This is a genomic window from Paraliobacillus zengyii (assembly GCF_003268595.1).
GTDB classification, from domain to species: Bacteria; Bacillota; Bacilli; order Bacillales; family Amphibacillaceae; genus Paraliobacillus_A; species Paraliobacillus_A zengyii.
Genome location: NZ_CP029797.1, coordinates 1,283,083 through 1,300,881, shown reverse-complemented (window position 1 = coordinate 1,300,881; position 17,799 = coordinate 1,283,083). Strand labels below are relative to the sequence as shown.

Sequence of the window (17,799 nt, the reverse complement as noted above, 5' to 3'; positions counted from 1 at the left end):
ACTCAAATTCCATCGAAATAATTAAAACTCTTCTTTTAAAATAGAGTACCTTTTTAAATCTCTATGTTCTCCTTTCACAAACATACCTTTTCTAATTGTACCTTCAAAAGACATTCCTGCCTTTTCCATCACACGTGCTGAACCCATATTTTCTACATCACACCTTGCTTGAATCCGTACTAAATCCATTTCATCAAAACCGAATTTTATTATTTCCTTTGCAACTTCAGTAATTAAACCTTTTCCCCAATAATCTTTAGAAATTACATATCCAAGTTCAGCAATTTTATGACTAGGTTCCCACCAAACAAAATCGATTGTTCCGATGAATTTACCGTTTTCCTTGTATTCAATCCCCCACGGTGAAACCTGTTTATTTTCATATTTTTTTAATATAGATTCAACAAAAGCTTTTGTATCAGAAATTGTTTCGTGAGTATCCCAGGATACATACCTAGACACTTCGTCATTTGAGGCGTATAGGTACATATCTTCAATGTCTTCTAAGGTGACTTTTCTTAGAATAAGACGTTTTGTTTCTATGGTAGGTAAATCACCGTATACTTTCTCAATCTTCATTTAATCTCCTCCACTAATTACTTGCTGAGACCACTTTTAGAAAGTAATTTCTATTCTTCTCTTTGTTTAACTAAACTGTATCGTCAGTTCAACAATTGCAGCAAAAGTCTGTTCGATTATTGCGACTGATAGTTAAATAAATATGTCTATTTCATTGATTTGCGAACACTTTCTTGTACCATTAACACTTCTGATTCCATATCTATATGAGGGATTTCCTCATCAATACATTTATACCAATATTCTAAGTGTTTCTTATCTATTTCGTGAGCCGATTCTTCAACATTTGATCCGCCTTCTCCTTGTAATGAATGCCAATATAGGTATTCCGTTTCTCCTTGTTTCTCTCTAAAGATAGATTCTACATACATTTTTTCATCATTTAGAGTTAGAAGAACGTGTTTCATATTATCATTTAAGAATTTCATCCATTCATCTACAACACTTGATTTACCTTGCTTAACTTTGAACTTTGACAGTTCTACTTTCAGTGACATTCACACTCTCTCCTTTTTAGACTGTTATACATTAAAGCACCCTAGAGCAGACTGACCTCTTTCAAATATCAACTTACACATTCATGTTAGCTTAACTCTATTATCTTAAATCCGTTCTTAATAATGAAAAAATTAAGGCATCGTGAGACTGGTTATTTTGATAAAGGTACCCTCTTAATAGACCTTCCTTAGCAAAACCTAATCGCATTAATAGTTGTATAGATGGTTCATTTTGAGGAAACGTTACAGCACCAATTCTAAATAAGCCTAAATCTTCAAATGAATAACGTAATACTTCTTTTACTGCTCCAGTCGTAATTCCTTTGTTCCAATATGAAGGATGCAATTCAAAACCAATTTCAGCCCTCTTACTCCAAGGGTTAAGGTTGTTCAATCCCAATGTACCAACAAATTCATCTGTTTCCTTTAGTACAATTCCCCATCGTATCCCTCTTTTGCTTTCAAATGTCTTTTGAAAAGACTCTACTAATCTAGAGGCATCGTCAATATTTTTCAAACTATCCATCCCATAATATTTAGTCACATCATCTTTTGACATAATTTCGAAATAGCTACGTGTGTGTTCCTTATTTATTTGAACTAATTTTAGTCGATTTGTTTCCAATTCATGAAATTCCATAGATTTTCTCCCTCTCAGTTTTCTCATATAAATACCTTTACTTCAATAAGAAGAGCTATTACCTTTTTTGTGGCAGTGCCATGTATTAAGACACTATTGTATGCATTAATAATTATCAATGATTCCTCCAAGTGAAGAAGCTTCAATGATTGGATTTTTCATGATTTCTACGATTTCATCCTTCGTGCCATAAACAACTACACCCAATGATTCTACATCGTCTATGCTAATACCTTCCATAGCATTATAGGCTTTCTCATGTTCACTGAATTGACTTGTTTTTAGCAGCTTTAAGAACTCATCATATTCATATGCCATATCTGTTGTTGACGTATAAGCGTTTCTTATAGAAAAACCTAATGCTTTATTCTCATTAATAAATGTTGCAGACCAATCGTATTCCTTTGCCTCTTGTTGAAACGTGTTTAATTGGCTATTGCTATAGGTATTTAGCCAAAACCAAGTCATTTCTGGAAGCTGCGGGAAAGGCAGTTCACTTAGCTTATATGGCTGATCAAAGGAAAGAGCTACCTCATAAATTTTTTCTCCTTCCAAGTTCTTAATCAACTCTTCATCATTTTTATACTTTTTGTAATCAACCTCTGGATGAAAAAACAACATTTCTCTCCACCCGTTTTCTTTATAGGAAAATTGCCAATCGTCTCCTGTGACTCCGATGCTGCCACCTGAACCTCTTGAAGCTAATACTGATGGATTCAGTCCGAATTGATATTGTTCTTGTTCAATAACAATTGATTTAATTTTCATGTCTTTTGAAATTTTATAATGGCTCATCCCGCCTAAAATACCTCTTGAATCCACTGTTTCACTGATATAACCATTCGGCGTGCTAAGTCGTACATAAGCATCCCATTTCTCAAAAGCCTTTTGACTGAAATAAGCTGAAATAGCAAAATTAGCTATGTTTAAAATAAAAAACACAATGATAGAAACGAAAATAATCGTTATCATCGATTTCCTTTTACCTTTTTTAACCGCCTTTTTTATCTTCTTCTCATCAAAAATATCCTCTGAATTTTCATTCATGAAGGTGCCTCCAGTTCTTTTGAAATTCTTTTCTTGCTCGAAATAAATAAGTCCTAATCGTTTCTTCCTTCATTCCTAGTAATATTGAAATCTCCTTATAGCTAAGTTCGAATTCATATTTTAATACAAGAAGCTGTTTAAAGATTCCTTGTATACGTTCTAGAGTAAGTGCAATTTCATGATTCATCTCGATATTTAAGACACTAGTTTCGGTATCTTGGTCATTCGCAAAATTGTTCCAAAAGCGATAATCATCAATTACAACCACTTGTTCTTTTCTTTTTTTCTTTAACATTTTTTTATATTCATTTATAGAAATGGTAAAAATATATGAGAGGGCTTTATCTGAAGGAACGCCACTACTATAAGCGATATATTTCATATAGCTTTCTTGTACAATATCTTCTGCATCTTCATGGCTACAACCATTCTTTTTCAAATAAAAATAAATCATTTTTGCTTGTTTTTTGTATATTTTCAACAGTAGCTGAGAATCCATACCCTCCCCCTTTTCAAACATCCTTCATTAATAAAGAGTTATTTTTCGTAAAAAAGTGTACAGAAAAATTGAAAATATTTTATAAATGACAATGGTATATAACTTTTTTGAGATCTGCTTTATTAAAGCTTTTTATTAAAGCAACCTGTTGCATTAATTGAACAAGAAGTACCTTTTTATTGAAGTAGAGAAACCGTTACTTTAGTAAAGAACTAATAAATACCCCTGTTAATTCATCAAGGCTATTTATTACTTTTACATCTGTATTAGTGGTGTTATTTTTCGATTCAACCATATTCCAACCATCCCTGCTTTTTTACTTCCTATTGCATCAGTTTCAAGTCTATCTCCAATATATAAACTTTTATGAACTTGAACTTTCGCTTGAACACACGCTTCTTGAAAGATAATAGGATTAGGTTTAGCCACTCCCATTTCACTTGAAGTAATAATGCAATCAAAAAAATCATGTATATTTATTAACTCTAGCTTTTCTATTTGTTGATTATAATCACCATTACTTATAATTCCAAGGCGATATCCCAGTCGTTTCAATTGGTTCAAGCAAGGAATGACATCTTTAAAAATTGACCAATTATTTTTATATAAACCCAAATAATTATTGAATTTACTATCTGCTTTTTCATCGTTTAAGTCGTTACCAAACAAATCTTTAATCCGCATTCTTCTTTGTTCTTGAAAGGACATTCTTTTGCTAATAACTTTTCAAAGTATTTCTTAGATAAGATATACCATAATTCAAGAAATTCAATTTCACTATATTCTAATTGATTTTTATAAGTTCTATAAAAATCAATTGCTCCCAGTTTTTCTGCTCGGTTATGGTCAAGTAATGTTTCATCTATGTCAAAAAATATCACGATACTACTCTCCCTCGGTTCCCATTTATGAAAATCATATGATAATTATTTTCTTTTCTGTTGACTTTATTTTTCTATGTTAATGAAGAAAAGTTGCATTTGACTAATAAAGTACTTGTTTAATTAGATTAATAAAGTAATTTCCACAATTGAGATTTACTATCAATCTCTTGTATGTAATTGTCCTTTCCTTCTATATATTTTTCAATGTTATAAGGGAATTTTTTAGCCAAGTTTTGTTTTAGTTGACTGTATTCCATAGCTTCTTCTGGATGCGCTATCATATAATCTCTAAATGTTAGGTGACGAATAATTTCCTTATTTCCTTGTTCAAAAATGTGAATATGATGCGTCCTACTGTCACCACCTTTTGTAAAAAAACGTCTTTTAGGAATTCCATTTTCACCAAGAGCTTCATAACCCAACTGCCGCATATCACTATTAAATTTATCAACATTGCGAATCATAATTACCTCAACTATAATATCAATTATTGGTTTAGCTTTAATTTTTGGAATTGCTGTACTTCCAATATGATAAATATTTAGAAGTTCCTCTCCAAAAACATCTTTAATTTTTTTGCTTTCTCGCTGAAACATCTTAGCCCATTCTTCTTGATTCGATAAAACTTCAACCTTTCGCATAATTACACCTCTAATAAAGTTTTTTCTTTTAGTCTCACTCTATACTTTTACTAATCTATTTTGTTAGTGAAACAGGATTACATTCGAGATATTAAGTTGTGTTTCTCTTTAGTTTATCCTGCATCCTAAGTTAAAAAAAGATTTTTCCATACTCTAGGAAAGAACCAGTTACTTGAATTCAAATAAACTTTATTTTAAATACATTAATTTTTTCGTATTTATCATCTGAAACAGTTTCAACATAGATCCAACCCCTATTTCTATAATATTCAGATGTATGTTCCGTTCTTAAATAAAGTTCTTTAAACCCTAACTCTTTAACTACGTCTATTGTTCTGGCTACTAACTGCTGTCCGATACCTCTGCCACGATAAGCTGGCTTCGTATAAAGAGATGCAAGCCAAGGTTTGTACATAGCTCTTATCGTTAAATCGTTCTCAAATATAGATACAGTTCCTAAACATTCTCCGTTTTCTAAAGCGACAAGTGTTATCGGAAGTATAGTGTCCCTAGTATTTGAAAAGTGTTTAACAACATCTTCATATTCCATACCACTTTTCGTTTTTACCACAAATTCCTTATAAATCATCTCAGAAACTTCTTTTATATTATTGGGATGGTTAGACAAAAAATCAATATTCACTCTAGTTCTCCTTTTCTACTTTAAAATATTGACTTGACCTTCCTAAACTAACCGTTAGGCCAATACCTTCAACCAAAAGACCGTCAAACCTCTTAGTTAATTCAACTGGTTTAATTGCATCATAAAATCATTTCTTTAATTCATTAGCTAGAGAGTCAATCGCAGCCAATACTTCCTGGATATTTTCATTGGTATTCATTTTTTTCCGAGCATAAAGAAGTACAGGTCTAACTGATTCAACTGAGCGTCCAAATTCATGCATCCATTCATATCTTGGAACCATCCATGTATGAAAATGATGCGTGGTATCTTCATTGTAGAAATAATAAACGTATTCAATCCCTAAAACGTCCCGTTGAGCCTTCCTTATCTTTGATAGCACCTGCATATAATCTATCATTTCTTCTTCTGTTAATTCATCAAAACATTTAATATGGCGTTTAGACGCTACTATTATTAGGCCCTTAATTGGATATGCAACATCTTGATGAGCATGAAAATAATTTGTTTCAAAAACGACACCACCATCTGGTTCAATCAAACCACTTGTTAATGCACAACTTAAGCAGCTAACTTCAACTGTTTTTCCATTTGATAAAGTTATTTTTCTAATAGACTTACCCTCCTACTCTATGTTAAAAGAGTATACGTTTCTTGCAAACCGTAATCGACTCTGTTAGTTGAAGAAAAAACCTTAAATAGTCCGTTTGAAATAAATAAACTTTAAATAGTTTCCATTCATTTCAAATGCTTCATCACTTGTTGATAGATGATTAAATCCACTTTTCTCCAAGATTCTTTGTGAGGCTATATTGTTAGTCGTTGTCTTCGCTAAAATCTGTTGAATCTTTTGCTTGTCAATCGTTTCTATTAAAAGTTTCAATGCTTTATATGCAATTCCCTTTCCTGTATATGCTTCTCCCACTCGATAGCCGATATAACCCAAATTATCAGATAGATCGATATCCACTAGGTTCATTCGTCCAATAATTAAACGCTGCTCATTCTTAATTAAATAATAATAGGATTGCCCATCAATTTGTTCATCCAATAAGGCTTTGTGTCGCATCTTAAAAGTTTTCCAATCATAATAATCCTGACCACGACTTGGTACCATCTTTTCAAAATAATCTCTGTTCTCAAGTTCAAATTCATATAACGTTTTAGCATCAGCTTGGTTTAATTTTTCTAATGTGATTTTCATGATAGTTACCTTTCCATTTCTAGATTGTGGTTTAACCTACTAGCATTTCAAGTTATCTATATCTAATTATTCATGGGTTTATTTTAACATAAAATTCCAGTATTTTTTAAAAATAGGATCATCTTTATCAATGATCCTTGTTAGTTGTACCTATGTATAATAAATCAATTTAATGTCGGCTTAGAACGTTCACTTCATCATCCACAAATCTAATTAGTTCTTTAATCTCTTTTTGGGAGAAATCAAAAGATATACCTGCTGTTTTATATACCTCTTTCATTGATTTCGAATTACCTAGAGATAACGCATTTTTATAAGAATTTAACGTTTCAATAGGGGTTTCCTTATATTGTTTGTATAATTTAAGTGCACCAACTTGGGCAATTGCATATTCTATATAGTAAAAAGGCAGTTCGAAAATATGTAATATAAATAACCAATCCATCCTTTGCCAATCTTCCAGACCGTCATAATCCATCTCATTTGATGTGAAGTCGGACATTAATTCCTGAAACTTATCATTTCTTTCAACTCTTGTATGATTAGGGTTTTCGTACATCCAATGCTGAAATTGGTCAACAATTATTATAGAAGGAAAGGAATTAATTATTTCATCATATTGTTCTAATTTACTCCTTTTTAAATCAAAACTTTCTTTATAAAAAACATTCCAATAATCCATTGAAAACAACTCCATTGCCATACTCGCCAATTCACTGGTTTCCATTGGTACTTTTCTATATTCCCTTATTTTAAAATCTTTAATTAGGAAATGATGAACAGAATGTCCCATTTCGTGAAGCAAAATAACTACATCATCTTGTGTTTGATTAGCATTCATAAAAATAAATGAATTCTTTTTGTCAGGTATATATTCAGAGAATCCTCCAAATGCCTTATTAGGTCTTATATTTAGATCTAATAATTTTTTTCCTTTTGCATCTTCCATTATTTTTCCGAAATCAGGTGATAATTCATTCAAAATATGAGTGCATTTATCTAATAAATCAAAGGTATTTTTAGTAGGCACAAGCGGTTTTTGTGATTTTGGTATAGCTCTTTTATCCCATGGTTTAAAACTCTCTAAACCTAATTTTAGCTTTCTATCCTTATAAAGTTTAGTTTGCAAAGGTAACAAATAACATTTGATTGATTCTGCTAATTGGTTGCAATCATCAACAGAATAATCGTACCGTTCATATTTTTTGAACATATAATCACGGTAATTTTCAAAACCTGCATTTCTAGCAATTTGATGTCTTTTTCGAATTAATTCATCCATAATATCTTGTAGTTTATCTTCTACCGGTCGAACAAGCTCATAAATTGATACTAATGCTTTTTTTCTTACTCCTCTGTCTGGGCTTTGTTGTAATGCCTGAAGGTCACTTAGTGTTTTTAATTCGCCCTCCCAATTCACCTTTAAATTCCCCATAACTTCGAAGTATTTCGTTATCAAATTTGACTCATCTATCTCCAATAGAATATTCTCTTCTTTTGTTATGGAAATAGCAGTCTCTATTTGTTTATCTAATTGCAAATAATAACTGGAACACTCTCCTAATCGAAAAGGGGAGTTTGTGTATTTTATATTTAGTGCTTTCTCATATTTTTTGACTAATGGCACAACAGTTGAATTCTCAAAATTAACCTTTTTCTTTATCAGGTTATCTGAAGTATCACTTTGAAACTTGATATAATCCATCCTAATGTTACTATCTATGCTATCTAATAACTCTGTTCTATTCGACATCCATTTTTTTACATCATTATAATTTTTAAATGTGACACTCAATAACTCTTCAAATGATTTTTTTAAGTAATCGATGTTTGTAATATCCATTATTGTAGTCATAACTAACCCCTTTATCTATTTTTTACTCTTCAATTAAACTGCTACGAATTTAACAAGAAATGCCGTTTTCCTTATTAAAGTGATTAACCTATAAATGCTAACTCTAGAATACACAAAAATGATTGAATAAGAATGTACAGTTATGAGCTGTATGTAAATAATTTATTTGAGATGGAGAACATACATATACAACTAAATATTGAAACAGAATTCAACATTAAAGGTAGTGATGATTTATCAAAACTATAGCTTATTACGAAAAAAACATTTGATTTTTAGTTTTTCATATCACTGATCTCTAGTAATTCATTTTCGGAAAGTTTCTTTGTGAAATCATCTAGGTCACTGGATGGAAACCAATCAATCTTAGGACCTCCACCACCATATTTAATCGTATGCGTAATTGAATTAGAAGACATAAATATATTGTGATGAACAAAAGGTTTTACAGTAGCACTTTCCCCCTCCCGAAGAAAACGTAAGTTAATCTCTTCATTCAAACAAATTTCTGCATAAACAATCCATCCTGACTGAACAACATAAAACTCTGTCACTTCTTCATGATAATGGCTATTCTGCCAGGCACCTATTTCTGAACCAACAGTACGGCAATATGAACTACCATCGGAGCCTACTAACCTATATCGTTTTTCACGATTATTCATCAGCTCAAAATTAACATCTATACCAGACAACTGTGCTTCTTCCACACTAATTTTTCTTGGATTATAAGACATATCCCTTCCTCCTATCTTTCTTTGCATTACGTGCACCAATAAGTGAATTTATTCCTGCATTATACTCTTCTCTTGTTCAATTAAAATGATTAACCTATAAATGCTAAATCGAGAATACACAAAGTGATTGAATAAGAATGTACAGTTTTGGGCTGTACCGAAAAATTCATTTGAGTTGGAGAACATACATATACAACTAAATATTGAAACAGAATTTAACATTAAAGGTAGTGATGATTTACCAAAACTATAGCTTATTACGGAGAGTCTCATAGGGGGGTTCTTGTTGTACTAACTTTGTTTCTCGAATCACTACATCCGCAATAAAAGAATTGATTTCACCAACAAACTTTTTTACCTCTGGAAGTTGATAAAACGTGCTAGATGTTGAAGGGTCATTTATTTTTTCGTTAGGAGAATAAAGGTATATTCTTTTATTAAGACCTAATGCTATTCCTAATTCGATATGCGTACCTTTTCCACCAGGTAAAATTATTATAATAAAATCCGATTCTAAGACACCATCTTTTTCTTTTTGACCGATTTTTTTTAACTTTTCTAAGTTGTCAGCCCTCTCGTTCGCTGTCCAGTCGTATGCTTGAATAAAACCTGCCTGCTTTAATTGACCAGCTACGTTTATAACAATTTCAATGTTATTTAAACTAGATGCAATATAAAACTTCATTTTATTTTCCTTCTCCAATTTGTTTGAATTTTATTATAGAACTTGATCAACGTCTGTTCTATTTTTTGTATAAATGAAGACCTAATCTAAAAAGAAAAATTAAGAAGATTAATGTAAATAAAGCACCAATAGTTCCCCAATCTATTTCGCCGTTTCGAACGACACTTACAACTATAATTGCTACAAGTACGCCCAACATACCAAAAAGAAACGATTTCAATCGATTAAACAAATTAACTACTCCTTCCCATTTAATCATAGATAATGACAACAATCGCATCCGTTAGTTTAATTTTTCTAAAGTTACATAATCCTTTGTTTTAGTTATTGGAATGCTGTATGCATTAGCGAAATCGATCAAATCACTATAAACTTTTATTGGGTAGAAATTAAAAATTTTAAAATTGAAGCCTTTATGATTTTTAACAATTACACATCTCTTGCCCCAGCCACTGCGTTTAAATTTCATACTATCGATTTGTTTATGGTCAACGTTTCTCTTGTAAACTATAAATTTGAATAGTAGGATTTTAAAATTCAAGGAATCTTCTACTATCTTAAACCGAAATTTGATAAATACTGTTGCAAGGATAAATATTGAAAAAGGTACTAGAAAATAATACATTGCAGGATAATCGGTAGTAAACAATGCTCTTACAGCCCATACAAATAATAAAAACTGAAGAATTTTTTTTGTTTTTGCACTGTAAGTCAATTCTCCTCCCCCTGCCTAACAGTTAAAAATTTTTAGCTAATCTTTTATTTTATTCATATGTTTATTTTAACATAAAATCCCAATAATTTCTTAAGCACAAAAATAGGAATCCCATTATCGACGATCCCTTGTTTCACATTGCACTGATTAATTTTAGTTAGTATTTTTACGATCAACTTTAAAAGTTACTAAATACGGGGTTAGCAGAAAACCAATGAATAGTATGAAAAGGCCTATACCCATAGTTAGTAAAATATTATTAAAAGGGGATAGAAACTGCATAAAAACTAACATTGGCAATATAGTTATACAAGCATTTGTAAGTCGTCCACGTATCGTTATATAGTGTTCAGCACCACACTTCACGCATATTAAGGGTTTTTCTATCGTTCCCCACAACAACCTATAGATGCTACGTCGACTAAATTTTGTATTGCATTTTTCACATTTTTGCAAACAGAATCCACCTTCATCTCTGTCTTATTTCCAGATCACTTATTATTTTCAATTAAAAAATCCTTTGCCATAAAATAGGCATTTGCTGTGAACAATTGTGATTTTATCTGGTTTTTTCTTAGTAAATCTCCCATTTCATTGAAATCAATTAAGAAAGTTTCTATATCTTCAGTGTTATCTAACTCTTGTTCAAATTCCTTATAGGCATCTACGATAAGGTAAGTAATAACTTTATTTGTTTGAGTAGCTGGATTGACCATAAATTCACCCAATTTTATTGGCCTTTTCTTAGAGGAAAACCCAGTTTCTTCTTTAACTTCTCTTAGTATTCCTTGCTCAAACGACTCATTCGCTTCAATTTTACCCGCCGGAATTTCTAAAAAAGAATCCTTTCCAGCGTGTCGATATTGTTTTACAAGCACAATCTTACTTTCTTTTGTTATAACAATTGCATTTACCCAATCTGAGTATTCATTGACATAGTAGTCATCTATTACAACCCCATTAGGAAGTTCACATTTATCTTTGCGTAAATTACCGAATGGTGTCTTATATAAATATTCCGAGTTCAAAGTCTTCCATCTTCTCAAACAAACCCCTCCCCGAAATGTGTTTTTAGGTTTTAATTTTTTCTTTTTAAACTATCCCATCTCGTTTGTCCAAGCAAACGAGTCTGTTAGTGTGAATGTATACTTTTGCAATTTTTCAATGGAATAACCATTCGAGGATTCTTTTTATCACTCTTTTATTTAATCCGAGAAAAAATTTTGACAATACGATTTCCAGCCATTCGACTACCTAATGAGTATCCGTACCAAAAAACAGGTATTATCAGAGCGCAGATAAATCCTAATATATCAATAGGACGAAAATCAGCATCATTATAAAATTTTCGATATAGAAGGAACGATATAAACCCCGTCACTATAAATATAATAATTAAATCTAATATTCTAGCTACAAGCCTATTTCAAAACCTGCTGGATTATTAACATCCATACAAAATCCTCCTGTCAATGAAACAAGAACTATCTTATATTCTCAAATTCATGGAGCTTCCCACCTTCAGTTTCTAAAACACTTTCATTCACAAAATATAGTGCTGCGTCATCATCAATTCCATAACCGATAGTAGCATTGAGTTTTATTAAAGCAGCTTTTAAGTTTTCTTCTTCCTCCCATTTTGTATAATGTACGCTTATAACACAATCTTTAATCAGACCTAATCCTTTGAGAAAAAGATGCTTGTTTTGTGAGTTATCAATAGGAGGGATTACACAATTTTCGGGACTAATTAAAGCCCCTGCTGAAAAACCTGCTACTGGAACTCCTTGTTGATAAAGTTCTTTTATCAGTTTACCAATCCTATTATCAACAATATAATTTCGGTATAACTCTGTCTCTCCACCGCCAATTATTATTCCTGTACAAGAGGATAAAACTTCTAAAGTGTTATCCTCTGGCTTAGAGTTAAGAGGGAGATAAACAAAATCATCTATGCCATTTTCTTCTAAAACAGTTGTGTACTTTGGTATATAATTTTCCCATCCATCTCTCTCTAAAAATAATACTGCGACTTTACCTCCACCTTGCATCGCAACATCTGTAAATTTTATTCCTAGTTTTTTACCAAAAGGTGGACTTCCACCAAACAGAAATAAATGTCTCTTATTCATCAACTTTCCCCTTTCTTCTCAAAATACTGTCCGTTAATTTAAATATATTAGTAAAACACTGCTTCATTCATATTTATAGAGTAAAGCATCGTGATTAAGACTATAATTTAACACTGTTTTCGTTATCATGTGATCCAGAATTTAATTTTTGTAATATTTTAATTTGATATTTATCAACTATTCCAAAAATCAATTTATAAATAGAGTAACCAAAAATAACACCAGATACATTACAAATTACGTCATCAATATCAGTAATTCGTCCCCATCCACCTACTAGCGACTCTAAAAGCTGAAGAAATTCAATGCTGATTGTTACAGCGAAACCTAATAAGATAGTGCTTTTAAAATCCTTTATTTTAACCGATAACATTGGAGCTAAGAACCCTAGTGGCATTAGCATTAAAATATTGCCACCTATATTTTTTGCAATTAGTCCAATCATAAATAGAACATCACCATCATAAGCAATACCTATTTCACTAATATTACTAATAATAGATTTAAATGGTATCACATTTATGGAACTACGATAACTATTCTCAATATCAGAACTAAACCCTATCGGGATTGGAAATAAAGTAACAGAAACAATCATACAAATGTATAACGCAAATAGAAATCCTATAATCTCTTTTGGCCAATACACTTGTTTTTTATATTTAATTCCAATTAAAATTCCTCGTACAATAATATAAGATATAATTCCAAACATAATAAATAATCTACCATTTATCAGATACAAACTTTCACCCTCTTTACTCTTGATTCATGATATTTCACCATATAGCCTTAATATGCTTACATAGATAGGTTACACTTAGTTGGACAATAAAAATAAGGGCAAGTAGAATGATAATAAGAAGAGAGGAGAATCTACTATGTCCCAGAAAAGAAGAACATTTACTACAGAATTTAAGAAGCAGGTGGTTGCTTTATACGAGAATGGAAAAACGCGTCAAGATATAGTTCGTGAATATGAATTAACTGCATCAGCTTTAGACAGGTGGCAAGTGGTATGGAACACGAAAAATTAAAACAGGACTTACAAACGCTGGGCTTAATGTGTCCAGACGTCGCATAGGTAGACTAATGAATGAACTTGGTATCGAATCCAAGCTACGCCCAGCCTACCTTTAAAACAATGATAACTCAACTAAATGAAGATGATGTTCAAAATCTATTAGACAGGAACTTCGATGTCGATGAAGCGATGTCCGTATTAGTGAGTGATTTAACCTATGTTCGCGTAGGAAAGCAATGGAACTATGTTTGCTTTTTACTAGATTTATATAATAGAGAAATAGTTGGTTATAGCGCTGGAAAGCGTAAAGATGCAGCTCTAGTTCGGCGTGCCTTTGCATCCGTGAAACCGTCATTAGGAACGGTGAAAATATTCCACACAGATCGTGGTTCTGAGTTTAAGAACTTGGCCATTGATGAACTATTAAGTACGAATAATATCGAACGCTCTTTAAGCGATAAAGGGAACCCTTATGATAATGCCGTGTCCGAAGCTACATTTAAGATACTAAAAACCGAATTGATTAATGGTTTGCACTTTAACACCCTTGAACAGCTTAAACTTGAACTTTTTGATTACGTTCATTGGTACAATAATATACGTATGCACGGCACACTTGGCTATGTAAGTCCAGTTTTCTATCGAAACTCTGCCCTTAAAAAAATTGTTTGATTTAGTGTTGACAATCCAAATCCAAAAAAGTCAGTTTTAAATAACGTAAAGATTAATATAAGAATAAATATTATTTCACTAACTGTTAGTTTATAAGCATTGGGATTTTGTGCATACTTGTGTTCCATAACCGCTCTACCTATCTGAGAAACAACAACAAAAGTAATTAATATAAACCAAGATTGTAAAAACCAATACCAATCTGATGGATCTCTTGTGATGTTTATTGCAAATCCTAATAAAAGGCTTAAAATTGTAGCAATTCTGATTATCCAATCAACCTTTTTATGTTTTTTCATTAATGTGGTTATAAGAAAAGAATTTCTTTCTCTCTACTTGCAACCATTTTCTCATTATTCTGCTAAACGTAACCCACAATAATAAAACAACAGCTAACAATATTACTAATTTAAGCCAAATAATAGGCTCTACACCATATCCATACATAAAATAAACCACCCTAACTGTAATTTAATTTTTACTAGTCTGATTTGATTAACCTTTGAAATTTAACACCTTGTCTGTTGAATCTATTTTTTAAATCTATAATCTATTTTGTTATACAAGAGAGACGTTAAAGCTGCAATTAAACCCAGAACGTTGAGTATGAACATTGTTAAGTAGTATTTGGATTCGATCCCCTCTGAAAAGTAGGAAAAGTATCTTATAGAATTAATAAGTAATGCAAAAATAATAATCATGTTGATATACCTTTTAATATGCGTTCCCCCTCAAAAAATCAACTGAAGCCCGCTTGAAGTCTATTTTAATTGACTATTAAAACATTCTTCACAAATGAATTCACCTTCATTGTGTAAATATGCCTTTATTTCAGTGAAACCTTTTCGATCAGGGTAACGCATTTTCACAAAGACCACGTCATTCCCTCCTATTTCTTTTTCACAAATGGTGCATTTAGGTTTCTCCCTCAAAATATGTAACACCTCCAAAAACATCATACTTTAGTCTTTTTGTTAAACCTCATTAAATCAGAGAAAGCCAATCCAATTGATAAACCTAAAGGTATAGCGAAATCATAAATCTCTATTTCTGATTTTTTCAAAAAATAATTAATAAGATAATGTACGGTACTTAAAGAAATAAACCATAGACTAAACGTAAATAGTCTTTTTCTTATTTTAATCCAATTGAACTTCCTTGAATTCGCAATCAATAGATATATAGAAAATAGTAAGTAGAGAAGGAGATAAATGACATATCCAATAATAAAATTAGAAGAAAGCGAAGTATCTATATTCTTATACATGATAAATAACGTAAGTATGGTTCCTATCCAAAATATAATATGTAAAACTAAGTTTAATGAAATACTTTTTTTCATCTTTTACACCTTACTTTCATCGTCTTAATCCCTTTTGGATATCAAAAAAAACAGCAGTCAATTGTAACGCATAACTTCCTTCTCCTTGAAACCAATTGGCGAATATATAAACACTCTCCGATGTAATATTTGAATCTTATCATTCCAGTAGCTGGTTCAAAAAAAGCAAACCAATAATAGCCTTTCTAATTTAATTGCACTCACCCTAGCTAGCGGCAAAACCGCTTGAATCAGATTAATTAGGTTGAATCAGATTTTCATCTTTGTCGAAGTATTTATAATCACTAAATTCATAGCTATCTTCATTAGTTTGAGGCAAATCAAGCCAAGTAACAGAGGCTTTAAAAGGTCTAAATGTTTGTTCTAAGTCCGTTCCGTTTATATCAACCTGCATTCTAGCAACCTTACTTTCATCATTCGTTACGAATATCGCTTTTGATCCTTCAATTAAAGTTAAAGGATAGAATATACTAAAGGATTTCTTTGTATCGGATTCTATGTAACTCCATACATAATCCCCATTATCATTTTTATCAAATTCAATATACGCCGGATCCCTGTCAGATAAAAAACCTACAATCCTTATGTCATCATAATCTTTCATATCCAGAACTTTTATTTGTTTGTTTTCATAACCTTCAATTGAGTTAATAACTTTGACAATCGATTTCTCATTATTCCCATATAATGCTTTTGTATCATAAAAATATATTGAGGCCATGGTTACAATAATTAGTGTGGTAAAAATGATTCCTATCTTTTTCTTCCCCATAATTACCCTCCTAATAATGGAAGTATCTTATTAAATTCTATTTTCTACTTACAGCACTCTATGTCTAAATAATTTTATGAAAAATAAATAATTCGCCCTTTTTACCCATAACTCTTTTTCCTTTATCTATAAACCCCCCACTCTTGTAGACGTGTTGAGCAACTGTATTCTTATGGTTTACTGCTAAAATAATTTCGTTCTTACTTGGAAAATTTGTTTTTACAAAGGAACTCAATAATAATAATGACTCCTTTGCTATCCCTTTACCTTGATATATCGAATTAACTGAATATTCTCTTATTAAGATGGCGTCTTCATTATCACTATATGCCTTGACCCCTTCCCATCCATGCAGGACAAAAAATCCCGCTGGTACACCATTAAATAATATAACGATAGGATGTCTCGTTCTATCCTTTTCACATTGTAATAACGCTTGAAAAGGAACTGGCGCATATCTAATTTGTTCTTCAGATAAATGATAATCAAGTAATTTAGGTTTGTACGCATCTTTATAAAAATCAAGCGTTATAGTAGTTTTACTTTGAATGGACATCGGCTTCTCCTTTTACAGCGAATCTTTGTTTATGTTTAATATATTTTCTACTAAACTGCTAGTTCATATATTAATTTTAACATAATATTACAATAATTATTTTAGTTATAAATTTTTCTTTATAACTAACCGATTGTCGTTTACTTGGTATCCATTTTTCTTATAAAACGCTTCTGGAACCCCACTATTAGAAGTTATTAGATAAAGATTTTTAGTATCTTTATTTTTCAATTCAAGTTCCAATATTTTTAACAGTTTAGTCCCATAACCTTTACCTTGAACTTTCTTATCTATACAAAGTTCCGCTAAATAATATGTTAATCCTTGGTGGGATTTTTTGTTGTTACCTGCAATAAAACCAATTAAATTATTCTCAATGTAAAGTGAAAAGCCAAAGAATTTAGGTGTATTGATTAAATCTGAAAGTCTTTCTTTTGCAACTTCAAAACTCCAATTCTCATTCCACGGCTCGCTGTTGAAAACATTCATATACAATTCGATACACGGTACCAATTTTTCAATTGTCATAAGTTCAATTCTTTCTGCCATTAATAATCTCTTCCTTTCTAAACGACTATCATCTCACCACACAAGGGTTTCTCTTCAACTATCCTTAACTTAAATACTTAATAGTCCTTGAATGTTAAGCATCCCTGATAATTGAAATAGCATTAT

26 protein-coding genes and 1 pseudogene are annotated in these 17,799 nt (G+C 31.3%); 3 read left to right on the top strand and 24 right to left on the bottom strand.

Going from position 1 to position 17,799, the window contains the following annotated elements; genetic code table 11:
* Window positions 1–21: 21 nt before the first annotated feature.
* The 19 genes and pseudogenes from DM447_RS06650 to DM447_RS06560 form a co-directional block, all read right to left on the bottom strand.
* Window positions 22–579: a GNAT family N-acetyltransferase gene (locus DM447_RS06650; RefSeq protein ID WP_112180464.1), complete on the bottom strand. Its 558-nt coding sequence runs from the start codon at window positions 577–579 to the stop codon at window positions 22–24.
* A 146-nt stretch (window positions 580–725) separates the two neighbouring features.
* Window positions 726–1,070: a DUF6176 family protein gene (locus DM447_RS06645; RefSeq protein ID WP_112182682.1), complete on the bottom strand. Its 345-nt coding sequence runs from the start codon at window positions 1,068–1,070 to the stop codon at window positions 726–728.
* A gap of 106 nt (window positions 1,071–1,176) precedes the next feature.
* On the bottom strand, window positions 1,177–1,716 hold the full coding sequence (locus DM447_RS06640; RefSeq protein WP_112180463.1) for a GNAT family N-acetyltransferase: 540 nt from the start codon (window positions 1,714–1,716) through the stop codon (window positions 1,177–1,179).
* Window positions 1,717–1,821: 105 nt separating this feature from the next.
* Window positions 1,822–2,763, bottom strand: coding sequence for an anti sigma factor C-terminal domain-containing protein (locus DM447_RS06635; protein WP_112180462.1), 942 nt, complete (start codon window positions 2,761–2,763; stop codon window positions 1,822–1,824).
* On the bottom strand, window positions 2,756–3,262 hold the full coding sequence (locus tag DM447_RS06630; RefSeq protein ID WP_112180461.1) for an RNA polymerase sigma factor: 507 nt from the start codon (window positions 3,260–3,262) through the stop codon (window positions 2,756–2,758). The genes DM447_RS06635 and DM447_RS06630 overlap by 8 nt, the downstream gene beginning before the upstream one ends.
* A gap of 196 nt (window positions 3,263–3,458) precedes the next feature.
* Window positions 3,459–4,143: pseudogene (locus DM447_RS18840) on the bottom strand (HAD family hydrolase).
* A gap of 128 nt (window positions 4,144–4,271) precedes the next feature.
* A complete protein-coding gene (locus DM447_RS06620) occupies window positions 4,272–4,787 on the bottom strand; it encodes a GrpB family protein (protein WP_112180460.1) in 516 nt (171 codons plus the stop codon).
* 178 nt (window positions 4,788–4,965) lie between these two features.
* Window positions 4,966–5,430, bottom strand: a complete 465-nt coding sequence (locus DM447_RS06615; RefSeq protein WP_112180459.1) for a GNAT family N-acetyltransferase — start codon at window positions 5,428–5,430, stop codon at window positions 4,966–4,968.
* 127 nt (window positions 5,431–5,557) lie between these two features.
* The gene (locus tag DM447_RS06610) at window positions 5,558–6,043 is read right to left on the bottom strand and encodes an HIT family protein (RefSeq protein ID WP_112180458.1); all 486 of its coding nucleotides are present in this window, start codon (window positions 6,041–6,043) and stop codon (window positions 5,558–5,560) included.
* An 81-nt stretch (window positions 6,044–6,124) separates the two neighbouring features.
* The gene (locus DM447_RS06605) at window positions 6,125–6,634 is read right to left on the bottom strand and encodes a GNAT family N-acetyltransferase (RefSeq protein ID WP_199286614.1); all 510 of its coding nucleotides are present in this window, start codon (window positions 6,632–6,634) and stop codon (window positions 6,125–6,127) included.
* A gap of 169 nt (window positions 6,635–6,803) precedes the next feature.
* Complete coding sequence (locus DM447_RS06600) at window positions 6,804–8,489, bottom strand: M3 family oligoendopeptidase (protein ID WP_112180456.1); 1,686 nt, start codon at window positions 8,487–8,489, stop codon at window positions 6,804–6,806.
* Between the two features lie 275 nt (window positions 8,490–8,764).
* A complete protein-coding gene (locus tag DM447_RS06595) occupies window positions 8,765–9,226 on the bottom strand; it encodes a cupin domain-containing protein (RefSeq protein WP_112180455.1) in 462 nt (153 codons plus the stop codon).
* A gap of 247 nt (window positions 9,227–9,473) precedes the next feature.
* Entirely contained in the window at window positions 9,474–9,911 is a 438-nt protein-coding gene (locus DM447_RS06590) for a nucleoside 2-deoxyribosyltransferase (protein ID WP_112180454.1), read from the bottom strand.
* A 58-nt stretch (window positions 9,912–9,969) separates the two neighbouring features.
* Entirely contained in the window at window positions 9,970–10,170 is a 201-nt protein-coding gene (locus DM447_RS18340; RefSeq protein ID WP_162632612.1) for a hypothetical protein, read from the bottom strand.
* A gap of 24 nt (window positions 10,171–10,194) precedes the next feature.
* Window positions 10,195–10,626, bottom strand: coding sequence for a hypothetical protein (locus DM447_RS06585; protein ID WP_112180453.1), 432 nt, complete (start codon window positions 10,624–10,626; stop codon window positions 10,195–10,197).
* Between the two features lie 153 nt (window positions 10,627–10,779).
* On the bottom strand, window positions 10,780–11,082 hold the full coding sequence (locus tag DM447_RS18835) for a TIGR04104 family putative zinc finger protein (protein ID WP_112180452.1): 303 nt from the start codon (window positions 11,080–11,082) through the stop codon (window positions 10,780–10,782).
* Between the two features lie 35 nt (window positions 11,083–11,117).
* Entirely contained in the window at window positions 11,118–11,672 is a 555-nt protein-coding gene (locus DM447_RS06575; protein ID WP_112180451.1) for an NUDIX hydrolase, read from the bottom strand.
* Window positions 11,673–12,110: 438 nt separating this feature from the next.
* Window positions 12,111–12,758 (bottom strand): Type 1 glutamine amidotransferase-like domain-containing protein, encoded by a 648-nt coding sequence (locus DM447_RS06565; RefSeq protein ID WP_112180449.1) that lies wholly within the window; start codon window positions 12,756–12,758, stop codon window positions 12,111–12,113.
* A gap of 100 nt (window positions 12,759–12,858) precedes the next feature.
* Complete coding sequence (locus DM447_RS06560; RefSeq protein ID WP_112180448.1) at window positions 12,859–13,503, bottom strand: VanZ family protein; 645 nt, start codon at window positions 13,501–13,503, stop codon at window positions 12,859–12,861.
* 136 nt (window positions 13,504–13,639) lie between these two features.
* On the opposite strand from DM447_RS06560, the gene DM447_RS18830 reads away from it, so the two are divergent.
* The 3 genes from DM447_RS18830 to DM447_RS06555 are packed head-to-tail and all read left to right on the top strand — an operon-like array spanning window position 13,640 to window position 14,454.
* Window positions 13,640–13,795, top strand: a complete 156-nt coding sequence (locus DM447_RS18830) for a transposase (RefSeq protein WP_422385908.1) — start codon at window positions 13,640–13,642, stop codon at window positions 13,793–13,795.
* 28 nt (window positions 13,796–13,823) lie between these two features.
* Window positions 13,824–13,898 carry a hypothetical protein gene (locus tag DM447_RS18825; protein ID WP_422385916.1) on the top strand — a complete coding sequence of 25 codons (75 nt, stop codon included), beginning with the start codon at window positions 13,824–13,826 and terminating at the stop codon, window positions 13,896–13,898.
* Between the two features lie 4 nt (window positions 13,899–13,902).
* Window positions 13,903–14,454, top strand: a complete 552-nt coding sequence (locus DM447_RS06555; protein WP_422385915.1) for an IS3 family transposase — start codon at window positions 13,903–13,905, stop codon at window positions 14,452–14,454.
* Here the strand turns inward: DM447_RS06555 and DM447_RS06550 are convergent.
* The 5 genes from DM447_RS06550 to DM447_RS06525 all read right to left on the bottom strand — a co-directional run bounded on the left by DM447_RS06550 (window position 14,421) and on the right by DM447_RS06525 (window position 17,673).
* Window positions 14,421–14,753, bottom strand: a complete 333-nt coding sequence (locus DM447_RS06550; RefSeq protein WP_241964571.1) for a DUF4181 domain-containing protein — start codon at window positions 14,751–14,753, stop codon at window positions 14,421–14,423. The two genes, DM447_RS06555 and DM447_RS06550, sit on opposite strands and share 34 nt — an antisense overlap.
* Window positions 14,740–14,901, bottom strand: coding sequence for a DUF4181 domain-containing protein (locus tag DM447_RS18490; protein ID WP_241964570.1), 162 nt, complete (start codon window positions 14,899–14,901; stop codon window positions 14,740–14,742). Before DM447_RS18490 ends, DM447_RS06550 begins: the two co-directional genes overlap by 14 nt.
* Window positions 14,902–16,031: 1,130 nt before the next feature.
* Window positions 16,032–16,568 (bottom strand): hypothetical protein, encoded by a 537-nt coding sequence (locus DM447_RS06535; protein ID WP_112180446.1) that lies wholly within the window; start codon window positions 16,566–16,568, stop codon window positions 16,032–16,034.
* Window positions 16,569–16,632: 64 nt separating this feature from the next.
* On the bottom strand, window positions 16,633–17,124 hold the full coding sequence (locus DM447_RS06530) for a GNAT family N-acetyltransferase (protein WP_112180445.1): 492 nt from the start codon (window positions 17,122–17,124) through the stop codon (window positions 16,633–16,635).
* Window positions 17,125–17,229: 105 nt separating this feature from the next.
* Entirely contained in the window at window positions 17,230–17,673 is a 444-nt protein-coding gene (locus DM447_RS06525; protein WP_112180444.1) for a GNAT family N-acetyltransferase, read from the bottom strand.
* Between the last annotated feature and the right edge of the window lie 126 nt (window positions 17,674–17,799).

Bases quoted from the DNA above. Each gene is read 5' to 3' on its own strand.
- DM447_RS06565 (WP_112180449.1), bottom strand. From the start codon at position 12,758: ATGAATAAGAGACATTTATTTCTGTTTGGTGGAAGTCCACCTTTTGGT.
- DM447_RS18490 (WP_241964570.1), bottom strand. From the start codon at position 14,901: ATGTATGGATATGGTGTAGAGCCTATTATTTGGCTTAAATTAGTAATA.
- DM447_RS06590 (WP_112180454.1), bottom strand. From the start codon at position 9,911: ATGAAGTTTTATATTGCATCTAGTTTAAATAACATTGAAATTGTTATA.
- DM447_RS06530 (WP_112180445.1), bottom strand. From the start codon at position 17,124: ATGTCCATTCAAAGTAAAACTACTATAACGCTTGATTTTTATAAAGAT.
- DM447_RS18830 (WP_422385908.1), top strand. From the start codon at position 13,640: ATGTCCCAGAAAAGAAGAACATTTACTACAGAATTTAAGAAGCAGGTG.
- DM447_RS06550 (WP_241964571.1), bottom strand. From the start codon at position 14,753: ATGAAAAAACATAAAAAGGTTGATTGGATAATCAGAATTGCTACAATT.
- DM447_RS06630 (WP_112180461.1), bottom strand. From the start codon at position 3,262: ATGGATTCTCAGCTACTGTTGAAAATATACAAAAAACAAGCAAAAATG.
- DM447_RS06595 (WP_112180455.1), bottom strand. From the start codon at position 9,226: ATGTCTTATAATCCAAGAAAAATTAGTGTGGAAGAAGCACAGTTGTCT.
- DM447_RS06605 (WP_199286614.1), bottom strand. From the start codon at position 6,634: ATGAAAATCACATTAGAAAAATTAAACCAAGCTGATGCTAAAACGTTA.
- DM447_RS06640 (WP_112180463.1), bottom strand. From the start codon at position 1,716: ATGGAATTTCATGAATTGGAAACAAATCGACTAAAATTAGTTCAAATA.
- DM447_RS06525 (WP_112180444.1), bottom strand. From the start codon at position 17,673: ATGGCAGAAAGAATTGAACTTATGACAATTGAAAAATTGGTACCGTGT.
- DM447_RS06635 (WP_112180462.1), bottom strand. From the start codon at position 2,763: ATGAATGAAAATTCAGAGGATATTTTTGATGAGAAGAAGATAAAAAAG.
- DM447_RS06555 (WP_422385915.1), top strand. From the start codon at position 13,903: ATGATAACTCAACTAAATGAAGATGATGTTCAAAATCTATTAGACAGG.
- DM447_RS06620 (WP_112180460.1), bottom strand. From the start codon at position 4,787: ATGCGAAAGGTTGAAGTTTTATCGAATCAAGAAGAATGGGCTAAGATG.
- DM447_RS06535 (WP_112180446.1), bottom strand. From the start codon at position 16,568: ATGGGGAAGAAAAAGATAGGAATCATTTTTACCACACTAATTATTGTA.
- DM447_RS06650 (WP_112180464.1), bottom strand. From the start codon at position 579: ATGAAGATTGAGAAAGTATACGGTGATTTACCTACCATAGAAACAAAA.
- DM447_RS18340 (WP_162632612.1), bottom strand. From the start codon at position 10,170: ATGATTAAATGGGAAGGAGTAGTTAATTTGTTTAATCGATTGAAATCG.
- DM447_RS06600 (WP_112180456.1), bottom strand. From the start codon at position 8,489: ATGACTACAATAATGGATATTACAAACATCGATTACTTAAAAAAATCA.